The sequence below is a fragment of the Streptomyces decoyicus genome, from assembly GCF_019880305.1.
Taxonomy (GTDB): domain Bacteria; phylum Actinomycetota; class Actinomycetes; order Streptomycetales; family Streptomycetaceae; genus Streptomyces; species Streptomyces decoyicus.
This window is the reverse complement of sequence record NZ_CP082301.1, coordinates 4,134,627-4,152,459: the sequence shown is the minus strand read 5'-3', so window position 1 is coordinate 4,152,459 and position 17,833 is coordinate 4,134,627. Positions and strand designations below refer to the sequence as shown.

Here is a 17,833-nt window from a genome sequence, read left to right as displayed (position 1 = left end):
CTCGTGGGGCCCGGCGCCAAGGGCAGCCCTTAGCGCGGACGGGCGACATGTCCGTCTGTGTGCGTCTTGCGGCCCCGGCCCGCGTCTAGGTTGGCCGGATGAGCGCGGCAGGGATCACCGTCCGGGGAGAGGTGCTCCTGGGCACGCTGGGCTCCGTGCTGCTGGGCGCGGGCGGGTGGGGATCCGGGGCGCTGCCGGGGGGAGTTCCGGACGGGCTGTGGGGGCGGCACGGCACGCCGCTCATGTGCGTGGGCGTCGCCCTGTCGTACGCCGGGCTGGTGCTGCTGATCATCGCGTGGTGGCGGCTGGGCACGCGCGTCGCGGACGGGACGGCCGCCGGGTGGCGTGAGTCGTACACGGCTCTGTGGTGCTGGGCGTTGCCGCTGGTGCCGGGTCCGTTGCTGGGCAGCAGTGACGCCTACAGCTACCTCGCCCAGGGTGCGCTGGCGGGCCGCGGGCGCGATGTGTACGTGCTGGGCCCGGCGGCGCTGGGCGGGCCGCTCGCGGCCAATGTCCCCGGGATGTGGCACGACACCCCGGCCCCGTACGGACCGCTGTCCGTCGCCGCGGCGCGGGCCGTGGTGGCGGTCACCGGGGAACAGCATGTGGTGGCCGCGACCGTGGGGCTGCGGCTGGTGGCGCTGGCCGGTCTGGGCCTCATGGTGTGGGCGCTGCGCCGGCTGGCCGCCGCGTCGGGCTCCGGCGCGGCCGGGGCGCTGTGGGCCGGGGCGCTCAACCCCTTGGTACTGCTGCATCTGGTGGGCGGGGCGCACAACGAGGCGCTGATGCTCGGGCTGATGACGGCCGGGTTGCTGGCGTTCGGCCGGGGGCGCTGGGCCGTGGGGACCGTCGTACTGACCGCCGCGGTGCTCGTGAAGGCGCCGGCCGGGGTGGCCCTGCTGTGCGCGGCGGCGGTGGCCGTGGCGGGGCGGTCCGGGGCCTGGCCGCGGGTGCGGCAGGCGGCGGGGATCGCCGGGGTGGCCGTCGCCGCACTGGTGGCGGGGGTGGCCGTGTGCGGCCAGGGGTGGGGGTGGCTGTGGACCCTCCGTACGCCTGCCGAAGTGCGCACCCTGCTGTCCCTGAGCACGGACGCGGGCCGGCTGCTGGGGTGGCTCGCCGAGGGGCTGGGGTGGGGCACGGCGGCCGGTGCGATGACGGCCGCGCGGCTGGCCGGGCTGCTGGTGGGCCTGGCCGCGGTGGGCTACTGGGTGCGGTGCGCCCCGGAGGTCGGCGCCGAGCGGGCGACGGGGCTGGCGCTGCTGGCGCTGGTGGCCTCCGCTCCGGTGGTGCAGCCGTGGTACGTGCTGTGGGCGGTGGTGCCGTTGGCGGCGGTGTCCTGGCGACGGCTGGGGCGGAGCGGCGCCAAGGCGGCGATGGTGGGGCTGATGCTGGTGGTGATGCCGTCGGGGCACGGTCCCACCTGGACGAGCGGGATCGCGGCCGCCGTCGGGGCAGCGGCGGCCGTGACGGCGGTGGCGCGGTGGGCGCCTAGGGAGCGGCCGGTGCGGGAGCGGGGCGCCGTCGTCCCGCGCGCAGCAGCCAAAGCGCCCCGGTGAGCGCGCCCAGCGGAATCTCCAGCAGATGCGTGAAGGTGGCGAACAGCAGCATCGCCGAGGCCACGGCCGTGGGGGCGCCGCCGAGGGCGACCAGCGCGACGGCGGCGGCGCACTCGGTGACGCCGATCCCGCCGGGGGTGACGGCGATCTGGGTCAGCAGCCGGCTGGCCGCGAAGACCGCCAGCGCATCCGCCGTGCCCGTACGGGAGTCCGTCGCCTGCAGACAGGCCAGGAACAGCGCGCCCTGGGCCCCGAGGGTGGCGGACATGCCGCACACCAACCGCGCCCAGGAGCGGCGGACGACATCCCGGCTCTCGTCGCGCAGCCGCGCCGCCGACTGCCGGGCCCGCCGGACGAGCCGCCCCGGCGCTCCGGCCGGCGCGGTCCGCCGGTGGGTACCGGGCGCCCGGCGGCGGTGGCGTACGGCAGGCCACGCGGCCGCCACCGCCACGGGCAGGACGAGGGCCACGCCGCCCGCGGCCGCCGCCCAGCCGATGCCCGGAACGGGCGTCCCCGCCAGCAGCAGGGCGCCCACCGCCGACAGCACCAGCCGTGCGGCCACGTTGCACACTCCGGTGAGCGCGACGCACACGGCCACGGCTCGCGGCGGATGCCCCCAGCCACGTGCCATGGCATAGGTGACCGCGACTCCCGCACCGCCGCCGAGCGGCAGCAGATTGCTGACGGCGCTGCCGGTGCAGTTCATCCACAGCGCCTGACGCAGCGTCAGTCCGGGGAGCGCGGCGCTGAGTACGTAGGTGTAGCTCCACAGTGCGGCACCTGCCAGGCCGCACATCAGCGCCACCTGTGGGCCGCTGATGTGCCCGAGGTGGGACCGGACGGCGGCCCAGTCCGTTCCCGCCGCCCTCGGTACGGCCAGGGCCAGTACGACGAGGCCGGCGGCGGAGGAGAGCAGGCCCAGCAGGCGCAGGGCGGACCTCGGCAGAGGCACGGGGGACTTCGGCAGCCGCAGCGCGGACTTCGGCAGACGCACGGTGGGCCGGGTCATCGGCTCGGTGCCGTGGCCCTGGCGTTCGGGAGGGTGGCCAGCGGATCGCGGTGGAGGGTTCCTGCCGGCAGCCCGCGCTGGATGTACCACTCGGTCCCCATCACCTGCCGGAAGGCCGGTCCGGGCAGGCGGCCCAGCGCGGCCAGGGTGCGTTCGGAGTCGCCGCCCCGGGCCTGGCTGAGGTGCGCGGCCAGGCTGGCGCGCTTGGCCCGCCAGTGCCGTTTGACCGGCACCCGGTGGGTGATCTCGGAGCGCGCGCCGTACGCCGTCCGGAAGGAGTCCCGGTCGAAGTGCGGCGGGAAGCGGTGGACCCAGGAGGCCGCGCGCAGTCCGCGCAGCAGGAGCGTCCGGTCGACGGTGGCCTCCAGCACCACCGGGGTGCCCGCCATGCGGGCGGCGCGGTAGCCGACCCGGTGGACCTGTACGTGGTCGGGGTGCCCGTAGCCGCCGGCCGGGTCGTAGACGGTGAGCAGGTCGGCGCGCTCCTCGGTGAGCAGGTCGGCCAGCCGGGCGGCCGCCTCCTCGACGTCCGCCGCGGCGAACGGCCGGGTGCCGCCGCGGGACGGGGCCGGGCCGGGCGTGTGCCCGGAATCGGCGTAGCCGAGGAAGGCGACCCGGGAGCAGCCCAGGATCCGGGCGGAGGCGTGCGCCTCCTCGCGGCGCACCGTGCCGAGGCCCCGGTCCCGCAGGTCCTGCGGCGCCAGGCCGCGTTCGCCCGCCGTGGCCAGCACCAGCACCACGCGGTGTCCCGCACCGGCCAGGCGCGCCATGGTGCCGGCGGTCAGCAGCGCCTCGTCGTCCGGATGTGCGTGGAAGAACAAGCATGTATGTCTCACGAACCATGCTTTACCACCCCATACTGGGGAACTTCACGCCCCATTTCGGAAGTGCAGCCATGATCCTTCACATTTCAGACTGCTTTGCGCCGCGGACGGGAGGTATCGAAATCCAGGTCGCCGCCCTGGCCGCCGCGCAGCGCCGGGCGGGCCAGGCCGCCGAGGTCGTCACCGCGACGCCCGCCGGGCCGGGGCCCGAGGTGGCCTCGTGGCCGTATCCCGTGCACAGGATCAGCGCGCGACTACCCGGGCAGCTCCCCGTTCACCCCAGGGCGGGACACGCCATCGACCGGCTGTTGACGGCCCGTCACCCGAGGGTGGTGCATGTGCACCTGGGCGCGGCCTCCCCGTTCGCCTGGGCCGCACTGGCCTGCGCCCGGCGCCGGGGCATCCCCGCCGTCGCCACCGTCCACAGCATGTGGGATCCGGTGGTGCGGGCCCTGTACCGGCTGCTGAGCCGGACCGGACACGGCCCCACCGCTCCGGTGGCCGTCACGACCGTGAGCAGGCCGGCCGCCCGCCTCATCCGGCAGGCCCTGCCGGACGTCACCCCCCGGGTCATTCCCAATGGCATCGACGCCGCGTGGTGGCGCAGTCCGGGCGCGGCGGTCGAGCGCCAGGACGGGCGGGTGCATGTCGTCGCCGTCGGCCGGCTCGTCCCGCGCAAGGAGCCGATGGAGCTGCTGGCCGCACTGCACTCCGCCCATACGCGGATGTCCCGCCGGGGCACCGCGCTGCGCGCCACGTTCGCCGGCGCCGGACCCAGCGCGGGGCCGATACAGCGCTATCTGCGCCGCAACGGGATGGACAGCTGGATCCGCCTCGCCGGCCGTCTCCAGCCCGGCGAGGTGCGGGAGCTGCTGGCCGGTGCGGATCTGTTCGTCAATCCCTGCCGCCGGGAGTCCTTCGGGATCGCGGCCCTGGAGGCGCGCACCAGCGGACTGCCGGTCCTCGCCCGTGCGCACACCGGCGTCGCCGACTTCGTACGGCACAACCGCGAGGGGGCGTTGTGCGGGCACTCGGCCTTCGCCCTGGCCGACGAGGTGCTCTGGCTGGCCCGTACGCCGGGAGCCCGGAGCACCCTGGCCGCACACAACTGGGAGACCGAGCCGGTGCACTGCACCTGGCCCGTGGTCACCGAAGCGTTCGCCCACGCCTACGACGACGTCGCCCGCTGACGCACCGTCATCCCGCATCCGCCGGCGGCCTCCCGGGACAGTGGCCACCGCAACGGCCGGAAGGTTCTCATGCACCGGGTCCTCGACCGCGCTCACCGCATCCTCTTCGCCGCGCTCTCCCTCCTCGGCCTCCGTGGCCAGGGGCGGGTCCTGCACTGGTACTTCGACTGGTGGCACCGACGGCCGGACCCGTGGGGGCTGGCCGTGGACGACTACGAGCAGTCCAAGTACGCGACGACCCTGCGGCAGCTCCCCCGGCGCCGCTACCGGCGGATCCTGGACGTCGGGTGCAGCGAGGGCGCCTTCACCCACCGCCTCGCGGCGGCATATCCGCACGCCGAGGTCACCGGCGTGGACATCTCGGAACGCGCGCTCGCCCGGGCCCGCACTCCGGTGCCCGGCGGCACCCCGGCCCCCCGGTTCGCGCGGCTGAACATCCTCACCGCGCCCCCGGAGGACCGGTTCGACCTCGTCTTCTGCGCCGAGCTGCTGTACTACCTGGGCCGGCACCGCCACCTGCGGCGGGCCTGCGCACATCTGACCCGGGCGGTGGCGCCCGGCGGTCTGCTGGTCCTGGTGCACCCCTGGCCGGAGTCCCGCAGGTTCTGTGCGTACTTCGAGGCCGTCGCGAGGTTCCGCCGCGTGGCCGAGCACGTGGAACCGGACAGCGCCCGCCCCTTCGCCGTCAGCGTCTACGAGGCCCCGGCCGCGGACCGCACCGGGGAACTGCGGAACGCGGGTCCCGGTCCGGCCCCGGGCCGGGACGCATGAGCCCCACGGTGCGCTTCCCGGCCGGCGGTCCGGCGGCCGGCGGTGCACCGGAGAACACCCGGTCCGGCCGACGGCGTATCGACGCGGTCCGCCGCACGACGGTCCGCCGTCCGGGCACGGTGCTGCTGCTCGCCGCCGTGGTGATGCTGCTGCTGGTGTGGGTCCCGGCATGTCTGCGGGTGGGCATGGTGGATCTGCGGGTCTACCGGACCGCGGCCCCGCACCTGCTCAGCGGCGATCTGTACGCCTTCCGTCTGCGGCTGCCCGGCCCCGACCTGTTTCCGCTGCCGTTCACCTATCCGCCGTTCGCCGCGCTGCTCTTCCTCCCGCTGTCGTGGGGGGCGTGGCCGCTGGTGAGCGCGGTGTGGACCGCGGCCTCGGTCCTGGCGCTCTGCGTCCTGGTCCACTGCTGCCTGCGGATGGCCGACCCCGCCGCGCCGGCGGCCCGGCACCGCCGGCGCGTACTGCTGTGGAGCGCCGCCCTGCTGTGGACCGAACCGGTCGCCGTCACGCTCGCGCTCGGGCAGATCAATCTGCTGCTGGCGGCGTGCGTGGCGTACGCCGTCGAGCGGCGCTCGGCGGCCGCGGCGGGGCTCGGCACCGGCCTCGCCGCGGGGGTGAAGCTGGTCCCGGCCGTCACCGGCCTCTACTTCCTGGTGCACCGGCGCTGGTCGGCGGTGTGGTGGTCGGGGGCGGTGTTCGCCGCCACCGTCGCGGCCGGATGGTGGGCGGCGCCCCGGCCCGCCGCCGACTTCTGGCTCCACGCGGTCGGCGAGGCCGCACGGGTCGGCCCCGTCGGCTCGGTGCTCAACCAGTCGGTGCGCGGGGCGCTGTCCCGCACGCTCGGCCACGACGTCGGCTGGTCCGCCCCGTGGTGGGCCTGCGCCGTCCCGGCAGCGCTGCTGGCGCTGACCGCCGTGGTGCGCACGGCCCGCCGCACCGACCGCCTCGGCGCTCTGCTCGCCGTAGAGCTCCTGGGCCTTCTGATCAGCCCCATCTCGTGGTGCCACCACTGGATCTGGTCCGTCGCGGCCGTCCTGTGGCTGATCCACACCCCGCACCGCACCCGGGTCCACACCGCGGCCCTGACCGCCTGGGGCCTCGCCCTCGCCGGCTATCTCATCCACTGGCTGGCGCTGGCCCAGGCGGACATCTGGGAGTTCGGCCGCCCCTGGTACCTCGCCGCGCTCGGCTGGAGCTATCCCGTCTGCGCGGTGCTCACGCTCGTCGCGCTGCTGCTGCCCGCCGCGGGGCAGGGAACGGACCGGCCGCGGAACGCCAGTCAGTCACGCTCCTCCTCGGCCTCCATCAGCCGGATGCCCTGATGGGTCAGCGTGACCATGGCGGGGGTGTTGCCCGCCACCCAGTCGACCGTGATCAGGCCCTCGCCCACCAGATAGGTGCAGGCGGCCGCCAGATCCTGGGCATCGATCCCGAGGTCGTCATGCAGCTTCGCGCCGGTGACGCCCAGCAGGCGGTTGCCCTCGGTGGCCTCGTACAAGGCCTTCATGACGTGGTCGCGGTACGTCTTGCGCTCGCGCAGTGTTGCCATGGCTGCCGCCCTCTCGTGCCCGGCGCCGTGCTGTCTCAGACCTCGTCGGCCTGCGGCCCGTTGCCCCCGGACGACCGGCCCGACGCAAGCCAGGACCGTGCAGGCCGGGCCGGGTGCGCGGTGTCGACGGTGAGGTGGAGGCGGGTGCCGCCGTCGCCGCCGGCGGGGTAGCTGCGCTGTTCGGTGGTGGCGAAGCTGCGGCGGAGCGTCTCCGCGACCTGCCGGGCGGTCTCGGGGGAAGCGGCGACGATACGCACCTCGGCCTGCCCGCCCGAGGGCATGGGCTCCACAGGTTCCTTGGCAGCCTCGGATTTCATGCCGACCTCCATGCCCTCGCCGGACCGCAAGTTTCGAAGGCCTCACGGTCTCTTCACCCTACTCCGCCCGAGGCCCCCGAGCTCTGGCGTGACCAGCGATTTTCCCAGTCCCGCGCCCGTGGCCGGCGCTGTGGGCGGCCCCGTGCGCCCGCCCGCGGAGTCGTGCGCCCGCCCGCGGAGTACCGTGAAGCCAGCGAGGCTTTGCACGTCGGCGGCCGCGCCGGCGTCGTCACGGGCAAGCAGCGGACGTACCGAACCGCGGACGGGCGGGCACACCATGACCGACTCCGACACCCCCGACCTCCCCAAGCTTCTGCCGGAAGCGGTCCACCACGAGGTGAGACCCGGTACGGCGCTCGTGAGGCTGGAGACGACGCGGTCCCGCGAGGGCGTTCTCGACGGTGCGTGGTGGCCGCGTTCCCGCGACATCGGCGCCGAGCTGCCGGGTCTGATCACGGCACTGACCGAGCATCTCGGCCCCGTCGCACGCGTCGGCCTGGACGCGAGTGCCTGGGAAGAGCTCCCGACACGTCTGGTCATCGAGGACCGGATCGTGCACATCGACTCCTTCCCGGTCGGCGACGACACGATCCTCATCACCCGCGGCGACCAGGACCACTTCTCGCTGCTGGTGGTCCCGCCCACCGCAACGGCCGAGGCGGCACACGCCGCCATGAACAGGGCCGTGCAGGCCGACAACGTCGCCCAGGCCGGACAGATCCTCATCGACACCGGCAGCGGTCCGCCGCCCCCGAGCCCCGCGGAAGGCCCGCGAACCGGCCGGGAACCCAGCGGCTCGACCTGACGGCCCGGTCGTCGGGCGCGGGCGCGGGCGCCTCAGGCGCCGAGGCGGATTCCCTTGACGGCGGTGTCGAAGACCGGCCGGTAGGTGTTCCACTGTGCGTCCGGCGCGGAAAGGTAGATCACGTACTGGGTGCCGCCGTCGTCGCTGAACGCCAGCTCCACCGCCCGGTACTTCCGCTTCTTGCCGTCGAAGGTGAACTCCCAGTACCCCGCGGGCCGTCCGCGGAAGGTCGTGGGGTCCATCCGCACCCGCTCATAGCCCGGGTTGTCCCGGCGCGTCTGGTCCTCTTCGGTTTCCCGCCAGTGCCGGAGCGGATCGGACCCCGCGAACCCGACGATGTTGATCCGCAGCCCCACCAGCTCGGACGGGTCCACGTAGGCGACCTCACCGCCGGGCGGATCCTCGCGCGTCCAGCCGTCCCGGACGGGGAGGGAGAAGCCGTCGCCCTCCTTCTGGAGGTGGTAGCCGGCGGGGAGCGGGGGAAGCGGGGAAGGGCTGTCGTGCGCAGGGCGGCCGGCCGAGGCGGTGTCCGAGGGGCCCTTGTCCGTTGCCTCGGCGCCGCCCCAGGGCCACAGCAGCGCGCCGCCGGTCACGGAGGCGGCGGCCGCCACCGCCGAGGCGCACCACAGCACCGTGCGCCGCCTGCGGCTGCCCCCGCGCGGGGGCGCTTCGCTGACGACGGCGCGCTGCGGCTGCGTCGCCGGGGCGTCGAGCGCGGTCCGTGTTCCGGAGGTGTCGCCCAGGAGGTGCTGCCTGGTGGTCGTTGCTCCGGCGGCCCGGCCCAGGAGGCGTTCGGCCTCGTGGGCGTCCATGCGCTGACCGGGTTCCTTCCGGAGCAGACTCTCGATCACCGGGGCCAGCTCCCCGGCGTTGCGCGGGGCCTCGTACGCCTCGGCGGCGATGGCGTACGCCGTCTCGATCGCGGTGTCCCGGCCGAACGGGGGCCGGCCCTCGACCGCTTGGTAGAGCGTCGCCCCGAGGGACCACAGGTCGCTGGCGGGTCCGGGTTCGGCGATGTTGCTGCGGAGGCGTTCGGGCGCCAGGTACTGGATGGACCCGACCAGCTCGCCGGTCCTGGTCAGGGAGGGCGTACCGGACTGCACGGCGATCCCGAAGTCGGTGAGGACGATGCGCCCGTCCTTCCCGAGCAGCACATTGGCCGGCTTGACGTCCCGGTGCAGCACTCCGGCGTCGTGCGCGGCGCGCAGCGCGGCGGCCATGCCGCAGCCGATCCGGGCCGCTTCCTCCGGCGCCAGCGCGCCCTGCCGCTTGAGGACGTCGCCCAGGGTGTCCGAGGGGATGTACTCCATGACGATGCACGGCAGACCCTCGTCGTCGACGACGTCGTGCACCACGATCACGTGGGGATGGGTGATCCGGGCGGCGCTGCGGGCCTCGCGGCGGGTGCGCTCGTAGAGCGTGCGGACCTCGTCGTCGTTCAGGTGCGGCGGAACGAACAGCTTCTTCACGGCGACATGGCGGCCGAGAAGTTCGTCCTCGGCCCGCCAGACCGTGCCCATGCCGCCGCGGCCCACCCGCTCCACGAGCCGGTACCGGTCGGCTATCAGCCGCCCCAGATCGGACACCGCGTGGTCGCCTCCTTCGCCCGGCCGTACAAGCTTGCGGGAGCACGATAGCCCGTGCCGAGGCGCGCCCGGAGGGGGGCGTTCCGCCTCGATCCGGCACGGTGGCGGCCGGGTGCCGGGCGGACTCCGGGGCGGGCGGGGCAACTGCCCCAGCGGCGCGCCCCCTTCGCCCGGCCGCCCCTGTGGGCACGGTCGGCCTTCCGCGCTCCGCGCTCCGCGTTCCGCACCCGGCACTCCGCGCTCGGCACCCGGCACCCGGCAACCCGCGCCGAGGACGTCGAGCCGGAAGGCCGAGTGATCGCCGCCGGCCCCGGCCCCGCCTCACCTACGGCCTCACATATGGCCTCACCCACGGCCTCACCCACGGCCTCACCCACGCCGATGAACCCGCCCCCCACCCGCGGAGGAACCCGCTCGCACTCCAGTACGTCTTCCCGCGTACGTGTCGGCGTGTGGACGGTCCCTGGAGGAACCCGGTGGAGCACAGGATGTTGGGCCAGCGGTACGAGCTGGTGGAGCAGCTCGGGCACGGCGGGATGGGCAAGGTGTACCGGGCCGTTGACCACCGGTTGCGCCGTACCGTCGCCGTGAAGACCCTCTCCGCCGAACTGGCGCTGGAGCCCGAGTTCCTCACCCGGTTCCAGCGCGAGGCGCACGCCGCCGCCGCCCTCAACCACCCGGGTGTGGCCACCGTTCATGACGTGGGGGAGGACGCTGGTGGCGGTGCCGCCGAGCCCTATCTGGTCATGGAGTACGTGGAAGGCAGGACCCTCAGCCATGTCCTCAAGGACGGCGTGCTGCCGGTGGCACAGGCGGTCGACCTCACGGGCCAGGTGCTGGAGGCCCTGGAGCACAGCCACCGGCACGCCATCGTGCACCGGGACATCAAACCCGCGAACGTGATGCTCACCGGTACGGGCCGGGTCAAGGTCGTCGACTTCGGCATCGCCAAGGCGCTGACCGAGGTGGCCACCCGGCTGACCGGCACGGGCGTGGCCGTCGGTACCCCCGCCTATCTGGCCCCGGAGCAGATCAACGGCGGCGAGACCGATCACCGTACGGACCTGTACGCCGTGGGCTGTCTGCTCTACGAGCTGCTGACGGGCCGCCCCCCGTACACCGGGGACTCCCCGTTCTCCGTCATGCACCAGCATCTGGCCGCGGAACCGGTGCCTCCCTCCCGGCTCCGCCCGGAGCTGCCGCCCGCCATGGACGCGGTGATCGCCAGGGCGCTGCGCAAGGGCCGGGAGGACCGCTTCGCGAGTGCGTCCACGATGCACCAGGCGCTCGGCGAAGCCTCCCGGCCCCGCCCACCGGCTCCGCCCGTCCGCACCCCCACCGCACTCGACCCGGCCGTGCTCGACCCGGCCGTGCTCGACCCGGCCGTGCTCGATCCGGCCGTGCTCGATCCGGCCGTCAGGGAGCCCGCCCCGGCGGCCGTAGCCTCCCCCGCGCCCTCCGGGAGCGGACCGGAGGCACCACAGCCCGCCCGCCGGAGACCGGCCCGGGTGGTCTTCCGCCCGACGGCCGAAGGCGCGGTCGCCCTCCTCGGCTGCTTCCTCTCCCTGGTGATATCCCGGACCGACATGATCGAGGTCGGCCAGTTCAACCGGGTCGCGCTGTTCGCCGCCGTCGCCGGTGCGGTGTTCCTGCTGTGGTCGGCACGGCTCGCCTGCGCGGTGGCCTGGGGCCCGGTGGCGGAGGCGGTGGCCACCTGGTCCGAGCTCGCCCGCGGCAGCGTCGGCTGGGAAACCCACTACGTCATCATCGCCCTGGTCCTGGGCATCGTCGCCGCACTGTGCCTGGCCGCCGGATACAAGGACGAAGGCACGGGCGGATTCGCGCTCGTGGCGTTCTGGTTCACCGCCCTGACCTCCGTCTGGTTCTTCCTCGACGACCTCCGCAAGATCGCCGTCTTCTACGTCCTCCTCCTGGGCGTCCCCCTCGCCCTCGGCGCCCAGATCCTCAAGTCCCGCATCCGGCCGCCGTCTTCGGCACAACCGGCCGCCCAGGCGGTGGCCTCCGGAGCTCTGCGCTCCATGGGCGGGCCGGACCGTAAGCGGACCCAACGGCGTGCCGGAACGGAGATTCCGGGGACCAGAGGGTAAGAATTCGAACTTGTTCACGCTTCGGTCACCGGTAGCGGACCAGGATGCCCGGTGCGGAGCGCGGGGGAGGGAAACACGATGCGAGTGCTCTTAGCCGAGGACATGCAGCTCTTACGTGGGTCACTGGTCAGCTTGCTGCGCCAGGAGGCCGACTTCGAGGTGGTCGCCGAGGTGGCCGGAGGGGACGCCATCCTGCCGGCCGCGCTGCGCACCGAGCCGGACGTAGCACTGATCGACATCGGTCTGCCCGGAATGGACGGACTCAGCGCTGCGGCGCAGCTGCACCAGCACCTGCCGACGTGCCGGAGTCTCATCGTCACGAGCCTGGGCCGTCCCGGGAACATCCGGCGTGCTCTGGAAGCACATGCCGCGGGATTCCTGCTGAAGGACACCCTCCGGCTCAGCTTGTTCTGGCCATCCGCAAGGTGGCGGCGGGCGAGCGGGTCATAGATTCGGAACTTGCGGTGTCTGCGTTGGAGAGTGCGCCGAGCCCCTTCACACCGCGCGAGGCCGAGGTGCTGAGACGGGCGGCCGAAGGAGCGTCACCGCAGGAAATCGCCGACCAGCTCCACCTGGAGCTCAGCACCGTACGGAACTACCTGTCGACGGTGGTCACCAAGTCAGGGGGCAGAAACCGCGTCGACACCATCCGGATCGCCCTCCACGAGGGATGGATCTGACGCCCAGGCGAGCAGCTGCCGGGGAGGAACGACACCGTCGGCTTCGGTGGTTCCGGGCAGGTGAGCCTCCAACCGGAACTCTTCTCCCCAACGGGCCTTGGGACGCGAGATGAGCAGGGTTCCGCCCAGGAGGGCGACACGCTCGGACAGGTTCCGCAGACCGGATGCGTCGGGGTGCTCGCCAACGCGGGCCGGGTGAGGCCGGTCGTTGATGACGATCAGTCGGGTGGCGCCACGGCTCTGGGTGAGCCGCACCGTGCAGTGGCGGGCAGCACTGTGGCGTACGACGGCGCTCCCCCTTGTCCTCCAGGCCCATCTTCACCTCGGTCGGTACCGCGCAGTCCTCGGCAAGAACCGTGAGCGCGGCCGGCAGACCGCGGTCGGTCAGGGCGATGGCCGGACCGGTGCTGTTGGCGGCGGGGCTCAGCACCATGCTGCTGTGCGGCAATGCCGTGTCGCAGGCCGTGGACACCACCCAGACGGCACTTCAGCAGCAGAACAACGCGGTGGGCATGCGCATCCTCATGACCCCGCTGCTCGTCTACACGGCCCTGGGCATTCTCAACACCCTCCTCCTGGCCACCCGGCAGCGCCGCCAGGAGTTCGCGGCCCTGCGGCTGGCCGGCAGCACCAAGGCCCAACTGCTGCGCATGCTGGGGTGGGAGTCGGTCGTCGTGGTGCTGAGCGGACTGCTGATGGCAGGGTTGGTGATCACGGCCTTCCTCGCCGGGCTGTCGGCCCGGACTGCGCCGTATCTGACAGCGCCCGCCCCACTGCCCTGGGGGACGCTGGCCCAGGTGGCGGCAGGATGTGCTGGTTTGGGAGTGCTGGGGGTGCTGGTCCCCGGCGTGCTGGTGCTGCGCGTGCGCCCGGTGCGCGCCATACGGTCAGCGGAATAGCGATCCGCGAGCGCGTGGGCGGGAGCAGCGGCGGCCCTGCGGCGCCGCCATCCCGCCCGGCACGCCGGTGCCCCGCGCCCGTGGGCGCAGCCGACCGCTCAGCGGCCGTCCGTACGCCCGGACCTGGCCGCCGGCTGTCCGGCCGGCGGCGTCAGCGGCCCGCAGCGGTTCCCCAGGGAACCCGCGGCGCTTCCCCGGCGGTTCCCCAGGGAACCCGCGGCGCTTCCCCGGCGGTTCCTCAGGGAACCCGCGGCGCTTGCCCGGCGAATCCTCAGCGGTTCCGCAGGGGTGGCTTCCGTCGGCGCTCGGCGCCCGCCGGAGCCTCAGTTGACGCAGACAAGTCCCAGCAGGCACACATGGGTCGGTGAGGTGGGATCGGCCGACGGGCTGGTCGGCGCGGTCGAGGTGTCCGGTGCGGGATGCGCCGGCGAGGTGCCTGTGTCGGAGCTTCCGGTGGAAGCGGGGGCGGTCGTCGCCGAGGGTGCCGCGACGCCGGTGTGCTCGACGGGTGCCTTCTTGGTCGCGGCGGGCGTGGCGGTGTGCGGTGCCGCGCCCGGGGAGGCGACGTGGTGTGCCGGGGTGGCGGAATGCGGCTGCCGGGGCGTGGCGGCAGAGGGCGGCGCGGGCGGGATGGTGTGCTGCTGCCGGGCAGCTGTGTGGTGCGGGTGCGTATCCGGGTGCCGTGAGGCCGGGGTGTCCGGCTGCTCCGAGGCCGAGGCGGCGGACTCCGTCCGGGGCGAGCCCACGCTGCCCGGCTCCGGCGACGAGGCCGCCTGCGCGTGGCCGGGGGACGGCTTGTTCTGGAGCAGCGAGGCGGTCAGGCCACCGCCGACAAGGGCGAAGGCCGTCGCGGCCACGGCCCGGCGCCGGTGCTTCTTCCAACGTGCCAGCTGCCGACGCCGAGCCGCCCGGCCCTGGCCGGTAGCCGCAGCGCCTCCGGAGCCATCGGCCACACCGGCGTCCGCGGCGTCCGCCGGTACGTCCTGCGCGGGTGCGTCGTTGCCGAAGAGGTCCTTCTCGGACGCACCGCTGCCGAGCGGTGCGGCATCGAACGGCTGGGTGCCCGGGTGCGGAGCGCCCTGATGCGGAGCGCCCTCCTGGGGCCCGAGGCCGGCGGCTTCCTCCGCACGCCACGCCTCCCACGTCGCGGCAGCGGTCGGCGCACGGTGGTGGCGGTGGGTGGGCGGGGCTATGTCCGGGGCGTAATCCCCACATCCCGGGCACACGAGTGCCCCGTTGAGACTCCGGCGGCACGACGAGCAGTAGTCCATCTTCGATCTTTCTGTGCTGACTGCGCCGCCAAGGACGCCGGCGACCTGAATGAAGTTCGCACGCGGGATCGAGCGGGCAGTAACGCTAACGGCACCCGCCGCTCCCAAAACGAAGATGGTGTGACGCTTCGGTGCAGATTCCTTGCCGGTGCCTTTCGGCACTCCGGACATGTGACGACGAATCCCGGAATGAGGGGCTGGGCGTGCCGACCACAGCGCTCACTCGGAATTCGGTCAGAGGCGACGTATCCACGCAGCAATCCCATGACCGAGCAGAAGGTAAATCACTGCGGCCAAGCCATAATTGAGGAAAACCCGCATGCCTTCGATGTCCATAGTGAAGATGTCCTGGGACCAGCCGGCGAGCCAGTCGGCCGTTCCCTGCACGAAGCCGACGAAGACATTTCCCTGGTTGGCGTCGAGCAGGTACAGCAGGATCCACAGGCCCAGAAAGCCCGCGGCGATGTCCGCGATCGTGTGGATGACCAAGGCTGTCCGGTCCGCTCCGGCACCTTCCCGGCTTCGCCTGCGGGTGTCCTGAGGGTGGTCATAGGGGCGGTAGGGGTCGTTCAGGGGCATGGGTTCCTGGGGGCTGTTCATGCTCCCTTACTTGCCTCACGCGAGTACGCAAAACCACTTTCAAACCTTCGATTCCATATCGGTTTCTGGGTCCGCACGCACGCTGTGAGCTTCATCGAGAACGCCGGTGTCCGAATTCCACACGGGCTCCACACGGATTCCATGCCGGGTCGCACGGAACGCCAAATGCCGCAAGTCGGAGCCAGTTCGGAATGGCGAAGCCACGCCGCGCGCGGGCCTGGGCCGCTCCTCGCCAGTGAGCCACGAGTGGGCGGCCGGGGCGGGTAGGCCCCGGAGGCTGGGCCCCCGGCCGGCTCCCGGTGCCGTCAGCCGCGTCCGGTGAACTGCTGTCCGACCCCGAGTCCGCGCAGACTGGCGAGGACCTGCGGGTCCTGGGCGTCGAGCCAGTCGCACAACTGCCGGAAGGAGACCATCCGGACGTCCTTGTGCTTCTCGTCGCCGATGTGCTTGATCGCTTCCTCGACGGCGTCCATGTAGATGCCGCCGTTCCACTGCTCGAAGTGGTTGCCGACGAACAAGGGGGCGCGGTTGGTCTCGTACGCCCGCTGGAAGCCGGCGATGTAGGCGTCGGCGGCCTGCTTGCGCCAGCCCGGGTAGTTGGCCGGCGGGCCCTTGGTGGAGTTCTTCGACTGATTGAACATCAGGTTGAAGTCCATCGAGAGGGTCTCGGAGTGGCCGGGGAACGGTATCGACTGGAGCGGGAAGTCCCAGATGCCCTGCTTGGTGGGCCAGACCTGGAGGCCGCCGGGGGAGCTGGCGTCGTACCGCCAGCCGCGCTTCCGCGCCGTCGGCAGCAGGTTCTGCTGGCCCTTCAGGCAGGGAGTGCGGCTGCCGACGAGCTCCTTGCTGTAGTCGAACGGCAGCGGTTCGAGGTCGGTGAAGCCGGTGTTCGTACGCCACTTGGTGACGAAGTCCATGGCCTGCTCGATCTCGGAGTCCCACTGGGCGGGGGTCCAGTGCTCGACCGACCCGGTGCCGTCGCAGAAGTGGCCGTTGAAGTGGGTGCCTATCTCGTGGCCCTCCAGCCAGGCAGCGCGCAGGTTCTTGAGCGTCTCCTTGATGTGGTCATTGGTGAGATAGTCGATGGCCGAGGCGCCGACGGGGTTGTTCGGGGGCCGGTACAGACGCTTCTTCGACTCGGGCAGCAGATACAGCCCGGAAAGAAAGAAGGTCATCGAGGCGTTGTGGTCGCGGGCGATTTTGCGGAACCGCGGGAAGAGGCCATTGCCCACCTCGCCCGCGCCGTCCCAGGAGAAGACGACGAACTGCGGCGGCTTCTGTCCCGGCTTCAACTTCTCCGGTGTGGGCGGCTGGTGGGGCTGCTTTCCGGTGTACGCGGTCGAACCGTCCCCGATCGGCTTGCTCTTCGCCGTCTTTCCGGGGTTGGTCCCGACCTTGCCGGAGCCCGACGACCCGGAGGTTGAGCAGCCGGCAACGGAGAGCGCGGCCGCCGCCCCTATCCCGAGTCCAAATATGCCCCGGCGGCTGAATTTACGCATAACGGTACCCATCGCATTCGTTCGAAGTTCTGGCATGTGGGGCGTCCGGAGAAGCGGGAAGCCCAGAGAGGCGGGGAGGCGGATACCGAGGTTCCGCTGCGACCCCGAGAAGGAGAATGCTCAACGGAGGGTGGCGGGCGATTCATTCTCCGAAGCCAGGGGAGAGGCCCCGGGAGCCCGGACTCCGCAGCGAACTACGCGATGGTTAAGCCCGAGAAGGAGAACACAGCCGTTTGTGCTGCCCCGTTGCCCCACTGCCGCGCGGGGGGACTGTCAACCTTGGTGATGCGCACGTGATCCATCGTCATCTTCTGCATGTCATGGCTCCCCCGTTCAATGGGCGGGGCAGAGAGCTGAAGGCCTCAGCGGCCCTCACCCAACGCCCTTGGACGCACATGACTCTCACGGAGATCGCTAGCGCACCGGTAACGCCTCACTAACAACCGTTGCCCAGCAGCCCTGCGTGGTGAACGCAGGCGAACAGCCCGGAGGGACGGTCGGAGCTCGCGGGCGGGCTTCCCCGGAGCTGGCGGATGCTTCCCCGGGAGCCGGGGTGCCGTCGGACGGTTGACCGGAGGCCGGACTACCGGGCGGGAGTGCCGGCGAGGCGCTCGCGCAGCGTGCCGGCGAATTCCTCCGCCCGTGCGAGCTGGGTGCGCAGGTCCGCCACCCGCTGTTGCGCCGCCTTCGCAAAGCCGCGCACCCGCTCCAGCAGTGCCTCCCGCTCGCCGGCGGGCAGGTCCTTGCCGGAGTCGAGGCGGTCGGTGGCGTCCAGCAGATCGCGCATCTCGTCGAGGGAGAAGCCCAGGGGCTTCATGCGGCGGATGACCATGAGGCGGGCGACGTCGGCTTCCGTGTAGAGACGGAATCCGCCCTGAGAGCGGGCGGAGGGGATCACCAGCCCCGTCTCCTCGTAGTGACGGATGGTGCGCAGGGACAGTTCGGTGCGCGTGGCGACCTCGCCGATCTGCATATGCTCGCCGTTCACCGGGCGCCTTCCCGTCTGTCGCCGAGGCCACAGTGAGCAGCCTCGATCTCTACCCTAACGTTAGGGTAGAGTAAGGGCGGACGGGGCTGCCCGAGCTGCTCAGCACCCGGTGCGCGACAGTGTGGCGCGCCTGCGCCGCGTCGGGGCCGATGGTGCCCCCGGCGAAGTCCGACAGCCG

The 17,833-nt window shown here is 72.7% G+C and carries 17 protein-coding genes and 1 pseudogene; 8 read left to right on the top strand and 10 right to left on the bottom strand.

The features are described 5' to 3' along the window. The first annotated feature begins 98 nt into the window (after positions 1–98). The gene (mptB, locus tag K7C20_RS18185) at positions 99–1,556 is read left to right on the top strand and encodes a polyprenol phosphomannose-dependent alpha 1,6 mannosyltransferase MptB (protein ID WP_222892628.1); all 1,458 of its coding nucleotides are present in this window, start codon (positions 99–101) and stop codon (positions 1,554–1,556) included. On the opposite strand, the gene K7C20_RS18180 is transcribed toward mptB, so the two are convergent. Together K7C20_RS18180 and K7C20_RS18175 are read right to left on the bottom strand one after the other, a co-directional pair. Next, positions 1,489–2,565, bottom strand: coding sequence for a lysylphosphatidylglycerol synthase transmembrane domain-containing protein (locus K7C20_RS18180; RefSeq protein ID WP_053208496.1), 1,077 nt, complete (start codon positions 2,563–2,565; stop codon positions 1,489–1,491). The genes mptB and K7C20_RS18180 overlap by 68 nt on opposite strands. Then, complete coding sequence (locus tag K7C20_RS18175) at positions 2,562–3,401, bottom strand: PIG-L deacetylase family protein (protein WP_245170939.1); 840 nt, start codon at positions 3,399–3,401, stop codon at positions 2,562–2,564. Before K7C20_RS18175 ends, K7C20_RS18180 begins: the two co-directional genes overlap by 4 nt. A gap of 59 nt (positions 3,402–3,460) precedes the next feature. Between K7C20_RS18175 and K7C20_RS18170 the strand changes: the two genes are divergently transcribed. The 3 genes from K7C20_RS18170 (at position 3,461) to K7C20_RS18160 (ending at position 6,675) form a co-directional block, all read left to right on the top strand. Continuing rightward, on the top strand, positions 3,461–4,579 hold the full coding sequence (locus K7C20_RS18170; protein WP_053208495.1) for a glycosyltransferase family 4 protein: 1,119 nt from the start codon (positions 3,461–3,463) through the stop codon (positions 4,577–4,579). A gap of 69 nt (positions 4,580–4,648) precedes the next feature. Then, positions 4,649–5,350, top strand: a complete 702-nt coding sequence (locus tag K7C20_RS18165) for a class I SAM-dependent methyltransferase (RefSeq protein ID WP_048828634.1) — start codon at positions 4,649–4,651, stop codon at positions 5,348–5,350. Beyond that, entirely contained in the window at positions 5,347–6,675 is a 1,329-nt protein-coding gene (locus K7C20_RS18160; RefSeq protein ID WP_078952820.1) for a glycosyltransferase 87 family protein, read from the top strand. The genes K7C20_RS18165 and K7C20_RS18160 overlap by 4 nt, the downstream gene beginning before the upstream one ends. Here the strand turns inward: K7C20_RS18160 and K7C20_RS18155 are convergent. Together K7C20_RS18155 and K7C20_RS18150 are read right to left on the bottom strand one after the other, a co-directional pair. Further along, positions 6,633–6,902, bottom strand: a complete 270-nt coding sequence (locus K7C20_RS18155; protein ID WP_030075492.1) for a hypothetical protein — start codon at positions 6,900–6,902, stop codon at positions 6,633–6,635. The two genes, K7C20_RS18160 and K7C20_RS18155, sit on opposite strands and share 43 nt — an antisense overlap. A 35-nt stretch (positions 6,903–6,937) precedes the next feature. Continuing rightward, the gene (locus tag K7C20_RS18150; protein ID WP_030075491.1) at positions 6,938–7,219 is read right to left on the bottom strand and encodes a hypothetical protein; all 282 of its coding nucleotides are present in this window, start codon (positions 7,217–7,219) and stop codon (positions 6,938–6,940) included. Between the two features lie 277 nt (positions 7,220–7,496). Here K7C20_RS18150 and K7C20_RS18145 point away from each other — a divergent pair, with 277 nt between their 5' ends. Then, the gene (locus tag K7C20_RS18145) at positions 7,497–8,024 is read left to right on the top strand and encodes a DUF5994 family protein (RefSeq protein WP_030075490.1); all 528 of its coding nucleotides are present in this window, start codon (positions 7,497–7,499) and stop codon (positions 8,022–8,024) included. Positions 8,025–8,056: 32 nt separating this feature from the next. Here the strand turns inward: K7C20_RS18145 and K7C20_RS18140 are convergent, their stop codons facing one another. Next, entirely contained in the window at positions 8,057–9,610 is a 1,554-nt protein-coding gene (locus tag K7C20_RS18140; protein ID WP_053208494.1) for a serine/threonine-protein kinase, read from the bottom strand. Between the two features lie 488 nt (positions 9,611–10,098). On the opposite strand from K7C20_RS18140, the gene K7C20_RS18135 reads away from it, so the two are divergent. From K7C20_RS18135 to K7C20_RS18125, 3 genes and pseudogenes are all read left to right on the top strand, one after another. Further along, positions 10,099–11,718, top strand: coding sequence for a protein kinase domain-containing protein (locus K7C20_RS18135; protein ID WP_052414231.1), 1,620 nt, complete (start codon positions 10,099–10,101; stop codon positions 11,716–11,718). Between the two features lie 78 nt (positions 11,719–11,796). Next, positions 11,797–12,398, top strand: a pseudogene (locus tag K7C20_RS18130) (response regulator). 299 nt (positions 12,399–12,697) lie between these two features. Continuing rightward, positions 12,698–13,297 (top strand): ABC transporter permease, encoded by a 600-nt coding sequence (locus K7C20_RS18125; protein ID WP_150127154.1) that lies wholly within the window; start codon positions 12,698–12,700, stop codon positions 13,295–13,297. Between the two features lie 323 nt (positions 13,298–13,620). On the opposite strand, the gene K7C20_RS18120 is transcribed toward K7C20_RS18125, so the two are convergent. The 5 genes from K7C20_RS18120 to K7C20_RS18105 all read right to left on the bottom strand — a co-directional run bounded on the left by K7C20_RS18120 (position 13,621) and on the right by K7C20_RS18105 (position 17,655). Further along, the gene (locus K7C20_RS18120) at positions 13,621–14,568 is read right to left on the bottom strand and encodes an SCO2400 family protein (RefSeq protein WP_457852758.1); all 948 of its coding nucleotides are present in this window, start codon (positions 14,566–14,568) and stop codon (positions 13,621–13,623) included. 234 nt (positions 14,569–14,802) lie between these two features. Beyond that, positions 14,803–15,147: a hypothetical protein gene (locus K7C20_RS18115; RefSeq protein WP_030075484.1), complete on the bottom strand. Its 345-nt coding sequence runs from the start codon at positions 15,145–15,147 to the stop codon at positions 14,803–14,805. Between the two features lie 326 nt (positions 15,148–15,473). Further along, the gene (locus K7C20_RS18110) at positions 15,474–16,667 is read right to left on the bottom strand and encodes a polysaccharide deacetylase family protein (protein ID WP_030075483.1); all 1,194 of its coding nucleotides are present in this window, start codon (positions 16,665–16,667) and stop codon (positions 15,474–15,476) included. Between the two features lie 194 nt (positions 16,668–16,861). After that, on the bottom strand, positions 16,862–16,984 hold the full coding sequence (locus K7C20_RS39005; RefSeq protein WP_280921976.1) for a hypothetical protein: 123 nt from the start codon (positions 16,982–16,984) through the stop codon (positions 16,862–16,864). A gap of 266 nt (positions 16,985–17,250) precedes the next feature. Continuing rightward, complete coding sequence (locus tag K7C20_RS18105) at positions 17,251–17,655, bottom strand: MerR family transcriptional regulator (protein WP_030075482.1); 405 nt, start codon at positions 17,653–17,655, stop codon at positions 17,251–17,253. Positions 17,656–17,833: the final 178 nt, after the last annotated feature.

Bases quoted from the DNA above. Each gene is read 5' to 3' on its own strand.
- mptB (WP_222892628.1), top strand. From the start codon at position 99: ATGAGCGCGGCAGGGATCACCGTCCGGGGAGAGGTGCTCCTGGGCACG.
- K7C20_RS18180 (WP_053208496.1), bottom strand. From the start codon at position 2,565: ATGACCCGGCCCACCGTGCGTCTGCCGAAGTCCGCGCTGCGGCTGCCG.
- K7C20_RS18170 (WP_053208495.1), top strand. From the start codon at position 3,461: ATGATCCTTCACATTTCAGACTGCTTTGCGCCGCGGACGGGAGGTATC.
- K7C20_RS18165 (WP_048828634.1), top strand. From the start codon at position 4,649: ATGCACCGGGTCCTCGACCGCGCTCACCGCATCCTCTTCGCCGCGCTC.
- K7C20_RS18160 (WP_078952820.1), top strand. From the start codon at position 5,347: ATGAGCCCCACGGTGCGCTTCCCGGCCGGCGGTCCGGCGGCCGGCGGT.
- K7C20_RS18155 (WP_030075492.1), bottom strand. From the start codon at position 6,902: ATGGCAACACTGCGCGAGCGCAAGACGTACCGCGACCACGTCATGAAG.
- K7C20_RS18150 (WP_030075491.1), bottom strand. From the start codon at position 7,219: ATGAAATCCGAGGCTGCCAAGGAACCTGTGGAGCCCATGCCCTCGGGC.
- K7C20_RS18145 (WP_030075490.1), top strand. From the start codon at position 7,497: ATGACCGACTCCGACACCCCCGACCTCCCCAAGCTTCTGCCGGAAGCG.
- K7C20_RS18135 (WP_052414231.1), top strand. From the start codon at position 10,099: ATGTTGGGCCAGCGGTACGAGCTGGTGGAGCAGCTCGGGCACGGCGGG.
- K7C20_RS18120 (WP_457852758.1), bottom strand. From the start codon at position 14,568: ATGGACTACTGCTCGTCGTGCCGCCGGAGTCTCAACGGGGCACTCGTG.
- K7C20_RS18115 (WP_030075484.1), bottom strand. From the start codon at position 15,147: ATGCCCCTGAACGACCCCTACCGCCCCTATGACCACCCTCAGGACACC.
- K7C20_RS18110 (WP_030075483.1), bottom strand. From the start codon at position 16,667: ATGCGTAAATTCAGCCGCCGGGGCATATTTGGACTCGGGATAGGGGCG.
- K7C20_RS39005 (WP_280921976.1), bottom strand. From the start codon at position 16,984: ATGCAGAAGATGACGATGGATCACGTGCGCATCACCAAGGTTGACAGT.